General features: G+C 74.0%; 17 protein-coding genes. 5 read left to right on the forward strand and 12 right to left on the reverse strand.

What is annotated here, in order from left to right; translation table 11 throughout:
• Positions 1-17: 17 nt before the first annotated feature.
• From gpmI to ACF3NH_RS12340, 4 genes are all read right to left on the reverse strand, one after another.
• Complete coding sequence (gene gpmI / locus ACF3NH_RS12325; protein WP_422923151.1) at positions 18-1,547, reverse strand: 2,3-bisphosphoglycerate-independent phosphoglycerate mutase; 1,530 nt, start codon at positions 1,545-1,547, stop codon at positions 18-20.
• Positions 1,548-1,664: 117 nt separating this feature from the next.
• On the reverse strand, positions 1,665-2,693 hold the full coding sequence (locus ACF3NH_RS12330; RefSeq protein WP_422923153.1) for an ABC transporter substrate-binding protein: 1,029 nt from the start codon (positions 2,691-2,693) through the stop codon (positions 1,665-1,667).
• Between the two features lie 109 nt (positions 2,694-2,802).
• Entirely contained in the window at positions 2,803-4,404 is a 1,602-nt protein-coding gene (locus ACF3NH_RS12335; protein ID WP_422923155.1) for an ABC transporter substrate-binding protein, read from the reverse strand.
• A 213-nt stretch (positions 4,405-4,617) separates the two neighbouring features.
• Positions 4,618-5,598 carry a TIM44-like domain-containing protein gene (locus ACF3NH_RS12340; protein WP_198366543.1) on the reverse strand — a complete coding sequence of 327 codons (981 nt, stop codon included), beginning with the start codon at positions 5,596-5,598 and terminating at the stop codon, positions 4,618-4,620.
• Between the two features lie 149 nt (positions 5,599-5,747).
• Between ACF3NH_RS12340 and ACF3NH_RS12345 the strand changes: the two genes are divergently transcribed.
• Positions 5,748-6,656: a lysophospholipid acyltransferase family protein gene (locus ACF3NH_RS12345; RefSeq protein ID WP_422923157.1), complete on the forward strand. Its 909-nt coding sequence runs from the start codon at positions 5,748-5,750 to the stop codon at positions 6,654-6,656.
• Here ACF3NH_RS12345 and ACF3NH_RS12350 read toward each other — a convergent pair.
• From ACF3NH_RS12350 to xseA, 3 genes are all read right to left on the reverse strand, one after another.
• Entirely contained in the window at positions 6,653-6,898 is a 246-nt protein-coding gene (locus ACF3NH_RS12350; RefSeq protein WP_198366545.1) for a hypothetical protein, read from the reverse strand. The genes ACF3NH_RS12345 and ACF3NH_RS12350 overlap by 4 nt on opposite strands.
• A gap of 114 nt (positions 6,899-7,012) precedes the next feature.
• Entirely contained in the window at positions 7,013-7,876 is an 864-nt protein-coding gene (locus ACF3NH_RS12355) for a M23 family metallopeptidase (RefSeq protein WP_422923160.1), read from the reverse strand.
• A gap of 29 nt (positions 7,877-7,905) precedes the next feature.
• On the reverse strand, positions 7,906-9,393 hold the full coding sequence (gene xseA, locus ACF3NH_RS12360) for an exodeoxyribonuclease VII large subunit (RefSeq protein WP_422923162.1): 1,488 nt from the start codon (positions 9,391-9,393) through the stop codon (positions 7,906-7,908).
• Positions 9,394-9,627: 234 nt separating this feature from the next.
• Here xseA and ACF3NH_RS12365 point away from each other — a divergent pair, with 234 nt between their 5' ends.
• The 4 genes from ACF3NH_RS12365 to purD all read left to right on the forward strand — a co-directional run bounded on the left by ACF3NH_RS12365 (position 9,628) and on the right by purD (position 13,801).
• Positions 9,628-11,103, forward strand: coding sequence for an Ig-like domain-containing protein (locus ACF3NH_RS12365; protein ID WP_422923164.1), 1,476 nt, complete (start codon positions 9,628-9,630; stop codon positions 11,101-11,103).
• The gene (locus ACF3NH_RS12370) at positions 11,100-11,312 is read left to right on the forward strand and encodes an integrin alpha (RefSeq protein WP_422923166.1); all 213 of its coding nucleotides are present in this window, start codon (positions 11,100-11,102) and stop codon (positions 11,310-11,312) included. Before ACF3NH_RS12365 ends, ACF3NH_RS12370 begins: the two co-directional genes overlap by 4 nt.
• 66 nt (positions 11,313-11,378) lie before the next feature.
• Positions 11,379-12,470 (forward strand): helix-turn-helix transcriptional regulator, encoded by a 1,092-nt coding sequence (locus ACF3NH_RS12375; protein WP_422923168.1) that lies wholly within the window; start codon positions 11,379-11,381, stop codon positions 12,468-12,470.
• Positions 12,471-12,526: 56 nt separating this feature from the next.
• A complete protein-coding gene (purD, locus tag ACF3NH_RS12380; RefSeq protein WP_422923170.1) occupies positions 12,527-13,801 on the forward strand; it encodes a phosphoribosylamine--glycine ligase in 1,275 nt (424 codons plus the stop codon).
• A gap of 22 nt (positions 13,802-13,823) precedes the next feature.
• On the opposite strand, the gene ACF3NH_RS12385 is transcribed toward purD, so the two are convergent.
• From ACF3NH_RS12385 to ACF3NH_RS12405, 5 genes are all read right to left on the reverse strand, one after another.
• Positions 13,824-14,474 (reverse strand): YciI family protein, encoded by a 651-nt coding sequence (locus ACF3NH_RS12385; RefSeq protein ID WP_422923172.1) that lies wholly within the window; start codon positions 14,472-14,474, stop codon positions 13,824-13,826.
• 19 nt (positions 14,475-14,493) lie between these two features.
• On the reverse strand, positions 14,494-15,009 hold the full coding sequence (locus ACF3NH_RS12390; protein ID WP_422923174.1) for a GNAT family N-acetyltransferase: 516 nt from the start codon (positions 15,007-15,009) through the stop codon (positions 14,494-14,496).
• Positions 15,010-15,078: 69 nt separating this feature from the next.
• Positions 15,079-15,309 carry a DUF3072 domain-containing protein gene (locus ACF3NH_RS12395; protein ID WP_198366552.1) on the reverse strand — a complete coding sequence of 77 codons (231 nt, stop codon included), beginning with the start codon at positions 15,307-15,309 and terminating at the stop codon, positions 15,079-15,081.
• A gap of 82 nt (positions 15,310-15,391) precedes the next feature.
• Complete coding sequence (locus tag ACF3NH_RS12400; RefSeq protein ID WP_422923176.1) at positions 15,392-15,919, reverse strand: biotin transporter BioY; 528 nt, start codon at positions 15,917-15,919, stop codon at positions 15,392-15,394.
• A complete protein-coding gene (locus ACF3NH_RS12405; protein WP_422923178.1) occupies positions 15,916-17,004 on the reverse strand; it encodes an A/G-specific adenine glycosylase in 1,089 nt (362 codons plus the stop codon). Before ACF3NH_RS12405 ends, ACF3NH_RS12400 begins: the two co-directional genes overlap by 4 nt.
• Positions 17,005-17,053: the final 49 nt, after the last annotated feature.

The following is a 17,053-nucleotide window of genomic DNA, read 5'->3' on the forward strand; positions in this document are numbered from 1 at the left end:
GGATGCGATGGCCGGGCTCAGCCCCGCTGGATCAGGCTGTGCCCGGTCATCGCGGCGGGTTGCGGCAGGCCCAGCAGGTCCAGCAGCGTCGGCGCCACATCGGCCAGCCGGCCCTCGCCCAGCCGCGCCCCGGCGGGGCCGCCGACCAGCAGGACCGGCACCGGGTTGGTGGTGTGGGCCGTGTGCGGGCCGCCGGTCGCCGGGTCCTTCATCAACTCGGCATTGCCATGATCGGCGGTGACGAGCAGGGCGCCGCCCTGCGCCCGGATCGCCGCCTCGATCCGCGACAGCCCGGCATCCACCGCCTCGCAGGCCTTGATGGCGGCGGGCAGGCTGCCGGTATGACCGACCATGTCGGCATTGGCGAAGTTCAGGATGATCAGGTCGAAACGGCCGGAGCCGATCGCCTGCACCGCCTTCTCCGCCAGCTCGGGCGCCGACATCTCCGGCTGCAGGTCGTAGGTCGCGACCTTGGGGGAGGGGACCATGATCCGCTCCTCGCCGGGGAAGGGGGTCTCCTCGCCGCCGTTGAAGAAGTAGGTGACGTGCGGGTACTTCTCCGTCTCCGCCATCCGCAACTGCGTCAGGCCGGCGGCGGAGACGACGGCGCCCAGGATGTCCTTCAGGGTCTCGGGCCCGAAGAGGGCGGCGAGGTGGGGGTTCAGCACCTCGGAATACTCGGTCATGGCGGCGGCGCCGGCGAGCTTCGGGCGGCGCGGCGGGATGAAGCCGTCGAAGGCGGGATCGACCAGCGCGCCCATGATCTGCCGCACCCGGTCGGCGCGGAAGTTGAAGCAGAGCACGCCATCCCCGTCCTTCATCCCGGCATAGTCGCCGATCACGGTGGCGGGGATGAACTCGTCGGTCTTGCCGGCCGCGTGGGCGGCGGCGATGGCGGCGGCGGCGCTCTCCGCCCTGGCCTGTCCGTGGCCCTCCACCATGGCGTCATAGGCCTGCCGCACCCGCTCCCAGCGCCGGTCGCGGTCCATGGCGAAGTAGCGGCCGGTCACGGTGGCGATGCGCGCCCCGGCGGGCAGCGCCGGCTCGAACCGCGCCAGGTACTGCGGGCTGGCCTCGGGCGGGGTGTCCCGCCCGTCCGTCCAGGCATGCACGGCGACGGGGATGCCGGCGGCGGCGAAGACCCTGGCCAGGGCCAGGCCATGATCCTGGTGGCTGTGCACGCCGCCGGGAGAGAGCAGGCCCATCAGATGCAGCGTGCCGCCGCTGGCCCTGAGCGCCCGGATCAGCCCGGTGACGGCGGGCAGGCCGCCGATCGTGCCATCCGCCACGGCCTTGCTGATGCGCGGCAGCTCCTGCATCACCACCCGCCCGGCGCCGAGGTTGAGGTGGCCGACCTCGGAATTGCCCATCTGGCCATGCGGCAGGCCGACATCCTCGCCGCAGGTGTGCAGGAAGTTGTGCGGGCAGCCGGACCAGAGCCGGTCGAAGCAGGGCGTGCTCGCCTGCCGCACCGCGTTGTCCGCTTCCTCCTCGCGCCAGCCCCAGCCGTCGAGGATCACGAACATCACGGGCTTCGGACGGGACATGGCGGTCTTCTCCGGGGCTGGTTCCGCGACAGGGGATAGACCCGGAGGGGGCAGCTTGCCCAGGGGGGGAAAGCAGGGGCGCGGGAACGGGCGCCGAGCCCGCCCCGCCGCCGCGCCTCAGGCGCTGAACTTCAACGCCGCGGCCGGCGGCAGGAACTGCGGCGCGTAGAGATCGGCCGCCCTGAGCTCCGCGGTGATGCCGAAGGCGCCGCGCACGGTCTCGATCGCCGCCTGTACGCGCTCGGAGCCGAGATTGCCGAAGCCGCCCGACATCACCTCCGGCGTGCGGATGAAGGCGAAGTTGGCCAGCATCCGCGCCTTCTCGAGATCCCGGGGCGCGGTGGCGTCGCGCTTGGCCAGGGCGGCGATGGCGGCATCAGGCTCCTTCCAGGCGAGGTCATGGCCGCGGGCGATGGCGCGGATCATGCCGGTGACCACCCGCGCATTGGCCTCGGCATAGGGGCGCCGCACCAGCAGGGCGGTGGAGAGCAGCGCGACGCCCGCATCAGCGTAGCGCAGCGAGACGATGTCGTCCGGGGCGATGTTCAGCGAGCGCAGGCTGAACACGCCGGAGACCTCGAAGCCGGTGATGGCATCGGCATCGCCGCGCGCCAGCATCGGCTCGCGCAGCTGCGGCGTCACCGTCACCCAGCCGATCCTCGCCGGGTCGATGCCGGCGGCCCTGGCGAAGGCGGGGAAGAGCTGCCGCCCGGCATCGCTCTCCGGCGCCGCCAGCTTGCGGCCCTCGAGCTGCTTCGCCGTGGTGATGCCGGTCTTCTTCAGCGTCATCACCGCCAGCGGGCTGCCCTGCTGCACCACCATGGGCGCAATGACATCGCTCGCCGGCGTGGTCAGGCGCAGGCGGATGACGGGGGAGAGATCGGCGATGCCGAATTCATAGGCGCCGCTGGCGACCTTCACCGGCGTATCGCCCGAGCCGAAGCCGCGATCGACCGTGACGTTCAGCCCCTCCTCCCGGAAGAAGCCCCGCTCGGCCGCCAGGACATAGGGCGCCTGCGGTCCCTGGAAGGCCCAGTCGAGGCAGAACTTCACCGGCGTCAACGCGGCCTGGCCGCGCGCCAGGCGAGGAGCGGCGAGCAGGCCGGCGGCGGCGCCCAGCGTCAGGCCACGGCGGGTGGGGAACATGAGGGATCTCCCGGAGTGTCGCGCCGGGCGCATCCCAGCGGCCTGAAAGTCTAGCAACCGCCGTGCCGGCGTGAGGAGCGGGGGGCGACGCGGCCCCCCCTCCGGCGGTTCAGCCCTTCTTCACGCCCCAGAACAGCGGGAAGGGGGCCTTGGCGAGGCCGGCGACATCCTTGCGCCAGGCGGTATGGCCCATGAAGAAGCCGGTGGGGATATAGGTCACGGCATCCATCCCGGCGCTGTTGATGCCCTCGATCGCGGCCTTCTCCGCCGCCAGGTCCGGCGCGTCGTACCATTCGGCGATGTGGCGCTCGACGCGCGCGTCGTCCGGCCAGCCGAACCAGGCCTTGTCGCCGCTCGCGGAGACGCCCTTGTAGGGCGCCGGATTGATGCAATCGACGCCGCTGTGCCAGCTGAAGAAGATGTTCCAGCCGCCCTCGGAGACAGGCTTCTTGCTGGTGCGCCGGGAGCCGACCGTGCCCCAGTCGAGCGACTGGTAGTCGACGTTCATGCCGATGCGGCCCAGCATGTCGGCGGTGACGTCGCCCTGCGCCTTGGTGACCGGCACGTCGGCGGCCACCAGCATCACCACCTTCTCGCCGTTGTAGCCCGCCTGCTTCAGCAGGTCCCTCGCCTTGTCGTACCGGCGCGGCCCCTTCAGGCGCTCGGCGCCCGCCTCGGTGTAGAGCGGCGTGCCGGGGGTGAAGAAGGAGGGCAGCGGCTTCCACAGCGCTTCATCGTCACCGACGATGGCGCGCATGTAGTCCTCCTGGTTCACCGCGTATTGCAGCGCCTGGCGGACCAGCCTGTTGTCGAAGGGCGGGATCAGGTGGTTGATCCGCATGGCGCCGATATTGCCGAGCGGATCGGCGATGCCGACCTCGATGCGGCGGTTGCGCTTCAGCACCGGCACCAGGTCGGCGATCGGGTTCTCCCACCAGTCCACCTCGCCATTCTGCAGCGCGCCGAGGGCGGTGGAGGGATCCGGCATGGTGATCCACTCGACCCGGTCCACCAGCATCCGCTTGCCGCCGGCCAGCCAGTCGGCCGCCTCGTCGCGCGGCCGGTAGCCCTCGAAACGTTCGAAGACGGCGCGCGAGCCGGCCATCCATTCGTCACGCCGGAAGCGCATCGGGCCGGAGCCGACATACTCCTTCACCTGGGTATAGGGATCGGTGCCGGCGATCCGCTCCGGCATGATCACCAGCAGCGGCGTGTTGCTCTTGCCCAGCGCATAGAGCAGCTTCGGGAAGGGCTGCTTCAGGCGGAAGCGGAAGGTGAGGTCATCCACCGCCTCCAGCGCGTCGAGCCGGGCCTGGATCATCTGCCCCATGCCGTCGCGCGGCATCCAGCGGCGGATGCTGGCCACGGCATCGGCGGCGCGCACGGGCTCGCCGTCGTGGAATTTCAGGCCCTCGCGCAGGCGGAAGGTCCAGCTCAGCCCGTCCGGCGTGACGTCATGGCCTTCGCACATCTGCGGCTTCGGCTCCAGGCTGGAATCCAGGCCATAGAGCATGTCGAAGACCAGCAGGCTGGCATTGCGCACGACGAGCTGGGTGCCGGCCACGGCGTCCAGGTTCGGCAGGTCGGCCTGAGGCACGAAGCGCAGCAGGCGGGCATCCTGGGCGCGGGCCAGACGGGGGAGGGAAAGGCCGCCGGTCAGGCCGGCGCCGGCCAGGGCGGCGGTGGAGCGGAGGATGTCGCGGCGCTGCATGGCGGGTCTCCCGGATCAGGACAGGATGAGCGGCGCGGCGCTTAGCGCCTTTCCCCGCCACTTCCCAGGTCATTGACGATATCGGGAGCAGAATCCTGCCATTCTGTCAGCGGAAGTGGCGGTTCGCCGGAAGTTTGGGCGGCGCGTGCCTGAGCTGAAGGCAAAAAAAAGGGCATGGCCTCGCGGCCATGCCCGAACGCGCGGCCGGCCGCGTCAGCCGGTCTGCTGGATGGCGGAGAGCTTCCACGGCCCCGCGGGCTGCCGGACGAAGGTCCAGAGCTCGGTGGCGGTGTCGCGCCGCTCCGGATGCCCCTCGACCACCTGGCCCTGGGCGTCATAGGTGACGTCCACTAGGCTGAAGCGCATGGCCACGGTGGCGAATTCCGCGCCGCCCTCGCGCCAGGCCTCCGCCAGGTCGCCCTGCTCGAGCTTCAGGTCGCGGGTCTCGTTGCGCCAGCCACGGGCGTCGAGATCGCGCAGGTCCTGCTCGAAGTAGCTCATCATCTCGGGCGTGGAGATGCGGGAGAGGCCCTGCAGGTCCCGCCGCGACCAGGCGGCGTTCACGTCCCGCAGCAGGGTCTCGAAGGCCTGGAAGTCGCTGTTGCCGACCTGCACCGGAGCCTGCGCCGCCGCGCCTGCCATGGAGGCGCCCATGCTGCCCGGCATCGCCCGGCCACCGGCGCCCGGCGCCATGCCAGGGGGCGTTCCCTGGGCCTGGCGCTGCATGCCGTTCGGGTTCGGGCCGCCCGCCATGGCCGGCTGCTGGCGGCTGCGGAAGAAGCGCAGCGCGAAGCGCACCAGGAAGACGATCAGCACGATCTGCAGCAGCAGGCCGAGGATGCTGCCGAAGCCGCCGAAGCCGCCGAAGAGGCCATTGCCGAAGAGCAGCCCGCCCAGCCCCATGCCGATCAGGCCGCCCATCAGCGCGCCGCCGAAGCCGCCGCCGAACATGCCGCCCCGCTGCGGCGCCGTGGCGCCGGGCACGGTGTTCTGCGGCCGGGTCGGCTGCGTCATGCTGCGGTCCATCGGCCGCGCCGCGTCGGGCGCGGTGCGCGTCACCGGAGGTGGCGCATAGGTGCGGCTGCCGCGGCTGCCCATGCTGGTCCGGCCGCCGGGCCGGGCCTCGGCCAGGGCCGGGCCAAGCACCAGGGCGAAAGCGGCAAGGGCGGCCAGGAGCCTGGCTCTTCCACGCATTGAGGGCGTCCTCCGAAGAAAGGTCATCGCCCCCGAATATAGGCATTACCGCGCCGTAATCCATGGGCGACGTGCCGACGTGGGCGCCGGCGCTGGCCAAACCGGGCCGGATACCGCAGAAGGCGGGCGGAAACCGGCGGGAGGATCGGGTGCGGCGCTTCTGGTGGCGATGTGAAGCGGCGCTGGTCCGCGGCTTGCTGGCCTTGTCCGGGTGGCTCGGGCCCCTGCGGGCCTCCAACCTGGGCGGGGCGGTGGCGCGGGCCCTGGGCCCCCGGCTGCCGGTCTCGCGGATCGGGCGGCGCAACCTGGAACTGGCCTTCCCCGGCAGCGAGGCCGCCTGGCGCGAATCCGTGCTGCGCGACGCCTGGGAGAATCTCGGCCGCACGGCCATGGAGATGCCGCATGTCCCCCGGCTGCTGCGCTCCGCCGAAGGGCCGGGGTGGGAGATCACCGGGGAGGAGAATCTGCCACGCCGGGGCGCAGGCATCCTGTTATCGGCGCATCTGGCCAACTGGGAGATCCTGCTGCGCGCGGCCGCCGAATCGGGCATCCGGATGGGCGGCTTCTACCGCGCGCCGGACAATCCCTTCGTCGATGCGATCGTGCGGCGGATGCGGCAGGAGGGGGCGGATATCCAGCTCTTCCCGAAGGGCAGCAAGGGCGCCCGGCTCGGCCTGCGGCTGCTGGCGGATGGCGGGGTCCTGGGCCTGCTGGGCGACCAGAAGCTGAACGAGGGACTCGAGGTGCCCTTCCTCGGCATTCCCGCCATGACCTCGCCCGCCGCCGCGGAACTCGCCCTGCGCTTCGACTGCCCGGTGGTGCTGGTGCAGGTCCTGCGCATCGGCCCCTGCCGCTTCCGCCTGCGGGTGGAGCCGCCGCTGCCGATGCCGGCGGAGGGCGACCGCCACGCCAGGCTGCTCGCGATCACCCGCGCGATGAACGAGCGGATCGGCGAATGGGTGCGGGAGCGGCCCGGGGAATGGCTCTGGCTGCACCGCCGTTTCCCCGCCCGCTACTATCGTGGGGAGGGGGGGGCGCGGGGAGGGGCGGGCGCCTAGCTGACCACCAGCAGGGCGCCGGCGGCGTAGAGCCGCTCGCGCAGGCCCGGGGACGGCTCCACCGTCACCACCCCGCCGGAGCGATGACGCAGCAGCCGCGCGCCGGCCCGCCGCAAGGCGCCCTCGGCGGCCGCGGCATCCGCGAAAAGGACGACAAGAGGCGCTTCCCGGCCGGCCGGGCCGAAGGCGGTCTCGACCGGAGGGGCGGGGCGATGGGCGATAAGAGGGGCGATGTCGGACATGCGGCGCCCATGCACTGCTATTGCTTTCCGGTTGATGAAGACAATGCGTCTCTTAGGTTAAACGGATCACATTATCCATATCCTGTCCGGAATAACTGGATGGAGGCCGCTGCTCTAGGCCGGCAGCAGGGGCTGCGGGTCGATCGCCGTGGCCAGCCAGTTCAGGCCGAGATGCAGATGCGGCCCGGTGACCCGGCCGGTGGCACCGATCGCGCCGAGCCCCTGTCCGCGCGCCAGCATCTCGCCCTCCCGCACGTCGATGCGCGAGAGATGGGCGTAGAGGCTCACCACGCCATGGCCATGGTCGAGCAGCACGGTGTGGCCGGTGAAGTAGAGATCCTCCGCCAGGAGCACCCGGCCGCCGCCCATGGCGGCGCAGGGCGTGCCGGTGGGAGCGGCGATGTCGAGGCCGAGATGCGGGGCCCGCGCCTCGCCGTTCAGGATCCGCTGGCTGCCGAAGACACCGCTGATCCGCCCGCGCGCCGGCCAGACGAAGCCTTCCGCGAAGAAGGGCAGGTCGCTGTCCACCTTGCGGATGGCGGCGAGGCGCTCGCGTTCCTGGCGGATCCGCGCGAGCTGCTGCGCATTGGGGCTGACCATGGCCTGCGGCAGCCCGCTGATCCGCTGCACGTCCCATTCGCGCCGGCCGATCTCCAGCCGGCGGGTCTGCGGGCGCCCGTCCGGGAGGGTGACGGCGAGCCGCGCCTCCGGCGCCGCGTCCCGCGCGAAGCCCAGGGCGAAGCGGCCATCCGGCCCGACCTGCACCGGCCGGCCATCCAGCGCCACCCGGCTGCCCGGCGGCACGCGCCCGAGGGCGAAGCCGCCCTGACGCAGCCCCTCCGTCGCCAGCTCCAGCCCCGCGCCGGCGGAGGAGGGCGGCGGGGCGCCGCCCGGGGCGGCCTCGGGACCGGCGCAGGCGGTCAGTGGCAGGCCCAGCAGCAGGCCGGGGAGGGCAAGGGCGAGCCGGCGGTGGATCATGGCGGTCCTCATGCGGCGGGAGGCGGGGGTCACAGCAGGCTGCCCTGTCCGGGGGAGGGCGTCGGAGGGGCACGGCGGCGCGGCCGCGCCGGGCCGGTGGCCTCGCCATCCGCGGTCAGGGCGACGCTGCCATCGCGCAGGACGGCCGTGACGCGGTCGCCCGGGCCGATGGCGGCGGCATCGAGCAGCGGCTCCCCCTCCGGGCCGCGCAACAGGGCGAAGCCGCGCGCCAGCACGCCCTCGTAGGACGCGCTCCGCAGACGGGCCGAAAGTCCGTCGAGCTGGAGCCGCGCCTCGCGCAGCCGGGCCGCCATGCCGGCGGCGGGATCGGCGATGCGCGCCAGCCGGGCGTGGCGCTGATCGGTCATGCGGAGCAGGGCCGCGCGGGCCCGGGTCTCCAACTGCGCCAGGCTGTGGCGATGCAGGGCCAGCGCCTCTCGCGGATGCGGCAGGCGCGGCGCCACGGCGCCGAGCGCGCCGCGCTTGCGCTGGATGAGCGCCAGGGGCGCCAGGACCAGGCGCTCGGCCCGGTCGTCCAGCCGCTGCCGCGCCGCCCCCAGGATGCCGGGCAGGTCTGGCATCCGCGCCTCGATACGGGAGAGGCGCAGCCGCGCGCGGTCCAGCGCCGCCTGGCCGCTCTGCAGAAGGCGGGCCGCGGTCTGGCCCAGCGCCGCCAGCAGCTCGGCGCGCGCCGGCACCGCCAGCTCGGCGGCGGCGGTCGGCGTCGGCGCGCGGCGGTCGGCGGCGAAGTCGATCAGCGTCGTGTCGGTCTCGTGTCCCACCGCCGAGATCAGCGGGATCGGGCAGGTCGCGGCGGCACGGATCACCGCCTCCTCGTTGAACGCCATGAGGTCCTCGAGGCTGCCGCCGCCCCGCGCGACGATCAGCACATCGGGGTGGGGCATCCCCGCCGGCAGGCGCGAGAAGCCGGCGATGGCGGCGGCGATCTGCTCCGCCGCCCCCTGGCCCTGCACCGGCACCGGCCAGAGCAGGATCCGGCTCGGGAAGCGGCGGGCGATGGTGGTGCGGATATCCTGGATCACCGCGCCCTTCTCGGAGGAGACGACGCCGACCACGCGCGGCAGCAGCGGCAGCGGGCGCTTGCGCGCCTCGTCGAACAGCCCCTCGGCGCCGAGCCTCTTGCGCAGCTGCTCGATGCGGGCGAGCAGCGCGCCCTCGCCGGCGAATTCGAGGCGGTCGATGATGAGCTGATAGTCCGACCGCTCGCCATAGGCCGAGACCTTGCCGGTGGCGATCACCTCGATGCCGTTCTCGGGCCTCAGCGTCAGGCGCGGCACGGCGAAACGCCAGATGATGGCGCGGATCTTCGCCCCCTCGTCCTTCAGCGCCATGTAGATGTGGCCCGAGGGATAGGCCTTCATCTCGGTGATCTCGCCGCGCACCCGCACGCGGCCGAACTCGCCTTCCAGCGTGCGCTTGATGGCGCCGCTGATCTCGCTGACGGTGAATTCGGGGGTGTTGCCGCGGGGGGCGGGGTCCGGCGCGTCGGTATCCATGCGGCGCAGACTAGGCGCGGCGGCGGCGGGGGCAAAGCCGGGCGGCCGGATTTGATCCCGTAGCCCAGAGTCTTGACCCGCCGTCCCACCGGCCGCCGGGCCGCTTGAGGCGCCGCGCGGCCCGGCTACTCTCGCCGCCGGAGCCGGCCCGCTCCGCCGCCGCGCGGGATGCCGGCCCTCCGTCCCCGTTCCGGTCCCCGCCACGGTGGCGCGCCGCGCCGCCACGCCCGAGGTTTGCCCGATGCCCAACCCCCCGAGCGGCCGAGCGCCGATAGCTTCGACAGCGTGCAGGAGGCGACACGCTGGGGCGGCTACTGGGGCGGCCAGGGCCGCGACCTGCTGCTGGGGACGGCGGCGGGCGAGAGCTTCGCCGGTGGCGGCGACGACCGTATCGAGGCCGGCGGCGGCAACGACTCCGTCCATGGCGGCGCCGGGCGGGACGTGATCCTGGCCGGGGACGGCGACGACTTCGTCACCGGCGACGAGGGCGACGACTGGCTGGAGGGCGGCGCCGGACGCGACACGCTCTATGGCGGCGCCGGCGACGACACCCTGTCCGGCGGCGCGGAGGATGGCGACATCCTCTCCGGCGGCGCCGGGGCGGACACCTACATCCATCGCCCCGGCGACGGGCGGGACGAGATCCAGGGCCTGAACCGGGCGGAGGGCGACCGCGTCGATCTCACCGCCTGGGCCCCGCTGCTCGGCGGCATCGACAGCCTGGCCGGGCTGGTGGCGGCCGGGCGCGTCGCCGGCACCGCGCAATGGGGCGGCGACACGCTGATCCGGTTGAGCGGGACGGATGTGCTGACCCTCCGCTGGATCAACCCGCGCGACCTGGCGGAGAGCCAGTTCGTCTTCGCCCGGCCGCCGGCCAACACCGCGCCCACGGAGATCGCGCTGAGCGGCACCAGCCTGGCGGAGAGCCTGCCCGCGGGCCATGCCATCGGCAGCCTCTCCGGGACCGACCCGGAGGGCGACGCGCTCGCCTTCACCCTGCTCGACGATGCCGGCGGTGCCTTCCGCCTGGCCGGGGATGGCGTGACCCTGCTCGCCAACCGGAGCTTCGACTACGAGGCCGGCCCGCGCGAGCTGTCCGTGACGGTGCGCGCCACCGACACCGGCGGGCTCACCCTGGACCGTGTCTTCCGGATCGCCATCACCGATCTGGACGAGCCGGTGACGGCGGTGACCGACCGCTACGCCGCGGTGGAGAACAGGGCGCTGAGCGTCTCCGGCGCGCAGGGCGTGCTGGCCAACGACCTGGCGCCGGATGGCGGCAAGGCGGCGGTGGCGGGCACCTTCGCCACGGCGCTCGGCGGCACCGTGCTGATGCGGACGAATGGCAGCTTCCTCTACATGCCCAAGGCCCATGCGAACGGCACCGACAGCTTCGACTACACGCTGATCGACCGTGACGGCTCCACCGCCACGGGGACGGTGACGCTGGAGGTGGCGGCGGTGCAGTACCCGATCACGCCGGTGCGGCTCGCCGACATCGCCGCCGGCAAGGGCGGCTTCGCCATCCTCGGCGCCCGGCCGGGCAGCCAGCTCGGCCAGCGCGTGGCGGCGGGCGATTTCAACGGCGATGGCTATGCGGACCTGCTGATCGGCGCCTCGGGTGATGCCAACAGCGGCACCCCCGGAACCGAGCCCATGGCGCCTACATCATCCGCGGCCACGCGGCGCCGGCCACGGGCGAGGCGGTGATCGCGCTCAACGTCGCGCTGCCGCCCCATGTCACGCGGCTGCAGGTGTCGCAGACGCCCGGCTTCACCGGCTTCGCCCTGGCCAATGCCGGCGACATGAACGGGGACGGGCTGGCCGACCTGCTGGTCGGCGCCGCCGGGGCGGACCACCGGGGCGGCGGCTCGGGCGCCGCCTATCTGCTCTACGGCCAGCCGGAGTGGCAGCTCTGACGGCGGCTCCGGCGAAGGGCGCAAGGTGGCGCGCCACGGCATTGCCAATCGGTCAGGCCGTGGGGAATGCTGTCGCTTCCGCAGGAGCCACCCCGCGCCAGCATGACCGAGACGCCCGATCCGCCCGGCCTCCCCGTGTTCCATTTCAGCACCGAGGCGGTGGCGCCGCCGGACCGGCTGGAGGTCTGGCGCGGGCTGGTTGGTCCGGCCTTCGAGGTGCGGCCGGAGGATGAGGCGCCGGTCGCCGCGGAGGCCAGCCACTGGCGCCTCGGCCCGCTGGACCTGATGACGCTGCGCGCCTCGCCCATGCGGTTCGACCGCCCCGCCCGGCGCGCCCGCCGGGACGGGGCGGATCACTATTCCCTCATGCTGTTCCACGACGGCTCCTGGAGCGGCGATTTCGGCGGGATGCGCGGCGAGGGCACGCCCGGCGCCGCCCGCGTCCTGGACCTGGCGGCCCCCTTCGCCTCGCGCTCGGGCGAGGTCCGCTTCACCAGCCTCTCCCTGCCGCGCGACCTGCTCGACGGGCTGCTGCCGCCGCCCGCCGCCGGATGGCACGGGGTGCAGCCCGACGGGGCGCTCGGCACCCTGTTCCGCGATCACCTCCTGGCCCTGCGCCGCGCGCTGCCCGCCGTGACGGCCGCCGAGGCGCCCTTCCTGGCGCGCGCCACGGCCGAGCTGCTCGCCGCCGCCCTCTCGCCCGGGCGGGAGCGGCTGGAGCGGGCCCGCGCCCCGGCGGAGGCCGCGCTGCTGCACCGCGCGCGGCGGCTGATGCGGGCGCGGCTGCACGAGCCGCAGTTCCGGCCGGAGGCGCTGGCACTGGCGCTGGGCCTGTCGCGTTCCAGCCTGTACCGCCTCTTCGCGCCGCTGGGCGGGGTCGCCGCCGAACTGCAGCGGCTGCGGCTGGAGCGCGCCCATGCCCTGCTCGGCGATCCCGCGGCGCCGCGGCGGGTCGGCGCCGTCGCCTTCGCCTGCGGCTTCGCCGGCGAGGCGCAGTTCAGCCGCGCCTTCCGCCGCGCCTACGGCTGCGCCCCGCGCGAGGTGCTGGCGGAGCGCGGTGGCGCGGCGGCCACCGCCGCCCCGGAACCGGTCGGCGCCTACCGGGCCTGGCGGGGCCGCCAGTCCGACGCGTCCCGCCTCCGCGCGCGGGCGGGCTGACGCGGCGCCCGCGTCATGCTAGCGCGGCGCCGTTCCGCTTGAGGAGTAGGCGCGCGATGAAGGTTCTCCTGGTGGGCGGCGGCGGCCGCGAACATGCCCTGACCTGGGCGCTCTCGGGCTCCGGCCTGCTGAGCCGGCTCTGGGTGGCGCCGGGCAATGCCGGCATCGCCGAGATCGCCGAATGCGTCGCCATCGGCGCCGAGGATGTCGCCGGCCTCGTCGCCTTCGCGACGGCGCAGGCGGTCGATCTGGTCGTGGTCGGCCCCGAGGCGCCGCTGACGCTGGGCCTGGCCGATGCCTGCGCGGACGCCGGGCTGCGTTGCTTCGGCCCCAGCGCCGCGGCGGCGAGGCTTGAGGGCAGCAAGGCCTTCACCCGCGAGGTCGCCACCGCCGCCGGCGTGCCGGGCGCCGAATGGGCGCGCTTCACCGACCCCGCCGCCGCCCGCGCCTATATCCGGGAGAAGGGCGCGCCGATCGTGGTCAAGGCCGACGGGCTGGCCGCCGGCAAGGGCGTGGTGGTGGCGGCCTCCGTCGAGGAGGCCGAGAGGGCCGTCGCCGAGATCATGGAGGATCGCGTCCACGGCGCCGCCGGGGCCGAGATCCTGGTCGAGGAATGCCTGGTCGGGCAGGAGGTCTCCTTCTTCGCGTTGTGCGACGGCACCACCGCGCTGCCCATGGCGGCGGCGCAGGACCACAAGCGCGTGGGCGAGGGCGACACCGGCCCGAACACCGGCGGCATGGGCGCCTATTCCCCGCCCCCCGCCTTCACGCCCGAGATCGAGGCCGAGGTGATGGCGCGCATCATCCGCCCGACCCTGGCCGAGATGACGCGGCGCGGCACCCCCTTCCGCGGCGTGCTCTTCGCCGGGCTGATGCTGACGGACGGGGGGCCACGCCTGATCGAGTTCAATGTCCGCTTCGGCGATCCCGAATGCCAGGTGCTGATGATGCGGCTGCAATCGGACCTGCTGGCCGCGCTGCTGGCCGCCTGCGACGGCGAGCTGGACCGCTTCACCCTGCGCTGGTCGCGCGAGGCCGCGATGGTCGTGGTCATGGCGGCGCGCGGCTATCCCGGCGCCTATGCCAAGGGCAGCGTGATCGAGGGGCTAGAGGCGGCGGCGCAGGTGCCCGGCGCCCAGATCTTCCACGCCGGCACGGCGCGGGCGGAGGACGGGTCGCTGATCGCCACCGGCGGCCGCGTCCTGGGCGTCGCCGGCAGTGGCGCGTCCCTGCGGGCGGCGCGCGACGCCGCCTATGCGGCGGTGGACGCCGTGCGCTGGCCCGGCGGCTTCTGCCGCCGCGACATCGGCTGGCGCGCGCTGGACCGCTGAGCCGGAGACCGCCGGCCCCCGCTCAGGCCACGCCAGGCAGGGGGCAATGGGGCAGGGGACGGTAGGGCAGGGGCGCGAAGCGGGTGCTGTGCCATTCGACGTCCCGCCAGACGCCCTCCGTCACATACGGGTCCGCCGCCCACCAGGCGCGGGCCGCCTCGGGCGCCGGATGCGCGGTGATGGCCAGGGAGCCGATCATGCGCCCGCCCGGACTGTCCAGCAGCGCCCCGCCCACGGCGAGCAGGCCCTCCGCCGCCGCCGGACGGACACGGGCGAGATGCGCCTCGCGCGCCGCCATCCGGCGTGCCGGCGCGGCGCTGTCCTGGCCATCCCGGGCGAGGGCGACGACATGGCTGGGCCGGTCGGGCACGGGCCCCGCCGGAAGCGGACGGTAGGGCAGCGGGGCGATGCGGAAGGGCTGCACCGTGTGGCTCTCCCAGATTCCCTCGCGCCGGAACGGCTCGGCCTCGAGGTAGCGCTCGAGCGCTTCCTCCGCCACCAGCATCAGCGATCCCCGATAGGCGCCGTCCTCCTCCAGCAGCGGCACGCCGAGGATCAGCGATCCGGCCTCGGCCAGGGGGCGGATGAGGGCGAGATGCGCCTCCCGCACGGCGCCGATCCGAGCGCCGGCTCCGGCCGAGGCCCGGGCCAGGACCAGGCGGCATTCCGTCATCCCACGTCTCCCATCCGGCTCACCTGCCGGAAGGGAGGGCCGGGCCGTGGTCCAGCTCCAGCGCCATGTAGATCGTCCCGGGCAAGGGGTTGGCATAATAGGCCTCCGTGCGGCGGAAGCCGAGACCGGCGTAGAGCGCCTGCGCCGCCTGCATGGAGGCGAGGGTGTCCAGCCGGACGCGCCGGTAGCCCATGGCGGCGGCGTGGTCGAGGACCGACCGGGCCAGGCGGCGGCCAAGGTCGTGGCCCCGCGCCTCGGGATGCACATAGAGACGTTTCATCTCCGCCTCACCCTCGGCGGCCATGGGGCGCAGGGCGACGCAGCCGAGAGGCCTGGCCATTCTGCCGCGGGCCAGGAGGAGGATTCCGCGCGGCGGCGCATAGGCCCCGGGCAGCCCGGCCAGCTCGGCCTCGAAGCGCTGGAAGGCGAGATCGATGCCGAGGCCCCGGGCATATTCAGCGAAGAGGCCGCGGATCGCCGCGATATCCCCGGGCGATGCGGCCTCGACGATCCGGACGGTCGGGTGTTCGGGCATGGTCCTTCCTGGCGGCCCAGGCCTACCCTTAGCGCGGCCGCATTCCCCTTGCCCAGAGGAGGACAGGGTTCAGTGGTCCCGCCCGCGTCCGGTCCTGGCCTGCAGCGCGTCGATCCGCTTCGAGGCCTCGGCCTTGGTCAGCCCTTCCTCGAAGGGCTCGCCGGCCTCCTCGCTCAGGGTCCTCAGATAGCTGGCCTGGGCGCCGGTCATGGTCTCCTCGCCCGTGGTCCAGTTGTCGGGATCCTTGACGGTGTTGTTGGGCGCCGTGTCGGCGGGAGTGTCGTCCTTGGGTTTGGCCATCGGGTCCTCCGGGCGCCTGTTCGCGCCTTGTTCCCGATGGAAACGACGTGGGGGCGGCGCGGGTTGCGCCACCCCCGCGCGATCAGCGGCGCCCGGTGGCGCGCAGCACCGCCAGGGCCAGGCCCGTCTTGACCAGGGTGCCGGGGATGAAGAGGACGAAACCGGCCATGACGGCCTGCTCCAGGCCGGTGAAGGTGGCCAGCCAGAGCACGCCGGGGATGAAGAGAAGCAGGTGGGCGGCCAGCAGCACCCCGGCCTGCCGCGGCAGCGCGCCCCGGGCGTGGCCGGCCAGCCAGGCGGCGGCGGCGAAGCCCAGCAGGTATCCGGCGGTCGGGCCCATCAGCGCGGCCGGGCCGGCGGCGCCACCGGCGAAGACCGGCAGGCCCATGGCGCCTTCCGCCAGATAGAGCAGCACGGTGGCGGCGCCGAAGCGGGCGCCGCCCAGGGCGCCGAGCAGCAGCACGACCAGCGTCTGCAGGGTCGCCGGCACCGGCCACATCGGCACGCTGACCTGGGCCGAGGCGGCGAGCGCGGCGGAGCCCAGCAGGGCGAGGCCGGCATACAGGGCACCGGTGCGGGCGCGCCGGGCGGAAGGCAGGATCATCGTCATCGGGGAGGGTCCGTTCTGGCGTCTTGATCCACCGGGCTTGCCACGATGCCCGCCTCCCCGGCAAGCGCCAGCAGCCGCTGCATGGCGCCCGGCAGCGCCGCGATGGCCGCGTCCGGCGAAAGCCATTCGCCCTCCGCCACGAGGCCGGGCGGCGCCTCGGCCGCCAGCAGGGTCATGCGCAGCTCGAAATGGGTGAAGCCATGCCGCGCCTCGCCCGGCAGCGGGCGCCAGTTGGGCGTGGCGGCGGGCGCGAAGGCCATCGCCTCGGTCTCGGTCCAGCCTTCCTCGCGCCAGGGGGTGCCGGGCAGGCCGAGCATGCCGCCCAGCAGGCCGGTGGGCGGGCGGCGGCGCAGCAGGATGCGCCCGGCGGCGTCCGTCAGCAGGAAGTGCACGCCGCGCTTCAGCGGCCGCGCCGCCCTGGGTGCCTTGCGCGGCAGGCCGGCGGCGATGCCGGCACGCTGGCCGAGGCAGGAGTCGCGCCAGGGGCAGAGGGCGCAGGCCGGGTTGCGCGGCGTGCAGATCGTGGCGCCGAGGTCGAACAGCGCCTGCACGAAATCCGCCGGCCGCTCGCGCGCCGCCGCCTGCTCCATCCAGCCCTGGGCCAGGGCGGCCAGGCGCGGGCGCGCGCCCGGCAGGGGCTCCTCGATGGCGAGCAGCCGGGCGGTGACGCGTTCGACATTGCCGTCCAGCGGCACCACCGGCCGGTCGAAGGCGATGGCGCCGATGGCGGCGGCGGTATAGGCCCCGATGCCCGGCAGCGCGCGCAGCCCCTCCACGGTGTCGGGGAAGCCGCCCCGCTCCGCCACGGTCCGGGCACAGGCATGCAGGTTGCGGGCGCGGGCATAGTAGCCGAGCCCGGCCCATTCCTCGGCCACCGCCTCCCAGGGCGCGGCGGCGAGGGCCCCAACGCTCGGGAAACGCGCCAGGAAGCGGCGCCAGCGCGGCGTCACGGCGGCGACGGTGGTCTGCTGCAGCATGACTTCGGAGAGCCAGATGCGGTAGGGATCGCGCGCCGCCTCGCGCCAGGGCAGGGCGCGGCGGTGACGGTCGTACCAGGCGAGCAGGGCGGGGGCAGGGGGCAGCACGGATGCAGGAAGAGGACGAAGCGCGCCGCAAGGCAAGCCCCCATGGGAG

It is taken from the genome of Pseudoroseomonas sp. WGS1072, assembly GCF_049340465.1.
Classification (GTDB): domain Bacteria; phylum Pseudomonadota; class Alphaproteobacteria; order Acetobacterales; family Acetobacteraceae; genus Pseudoroseomonas.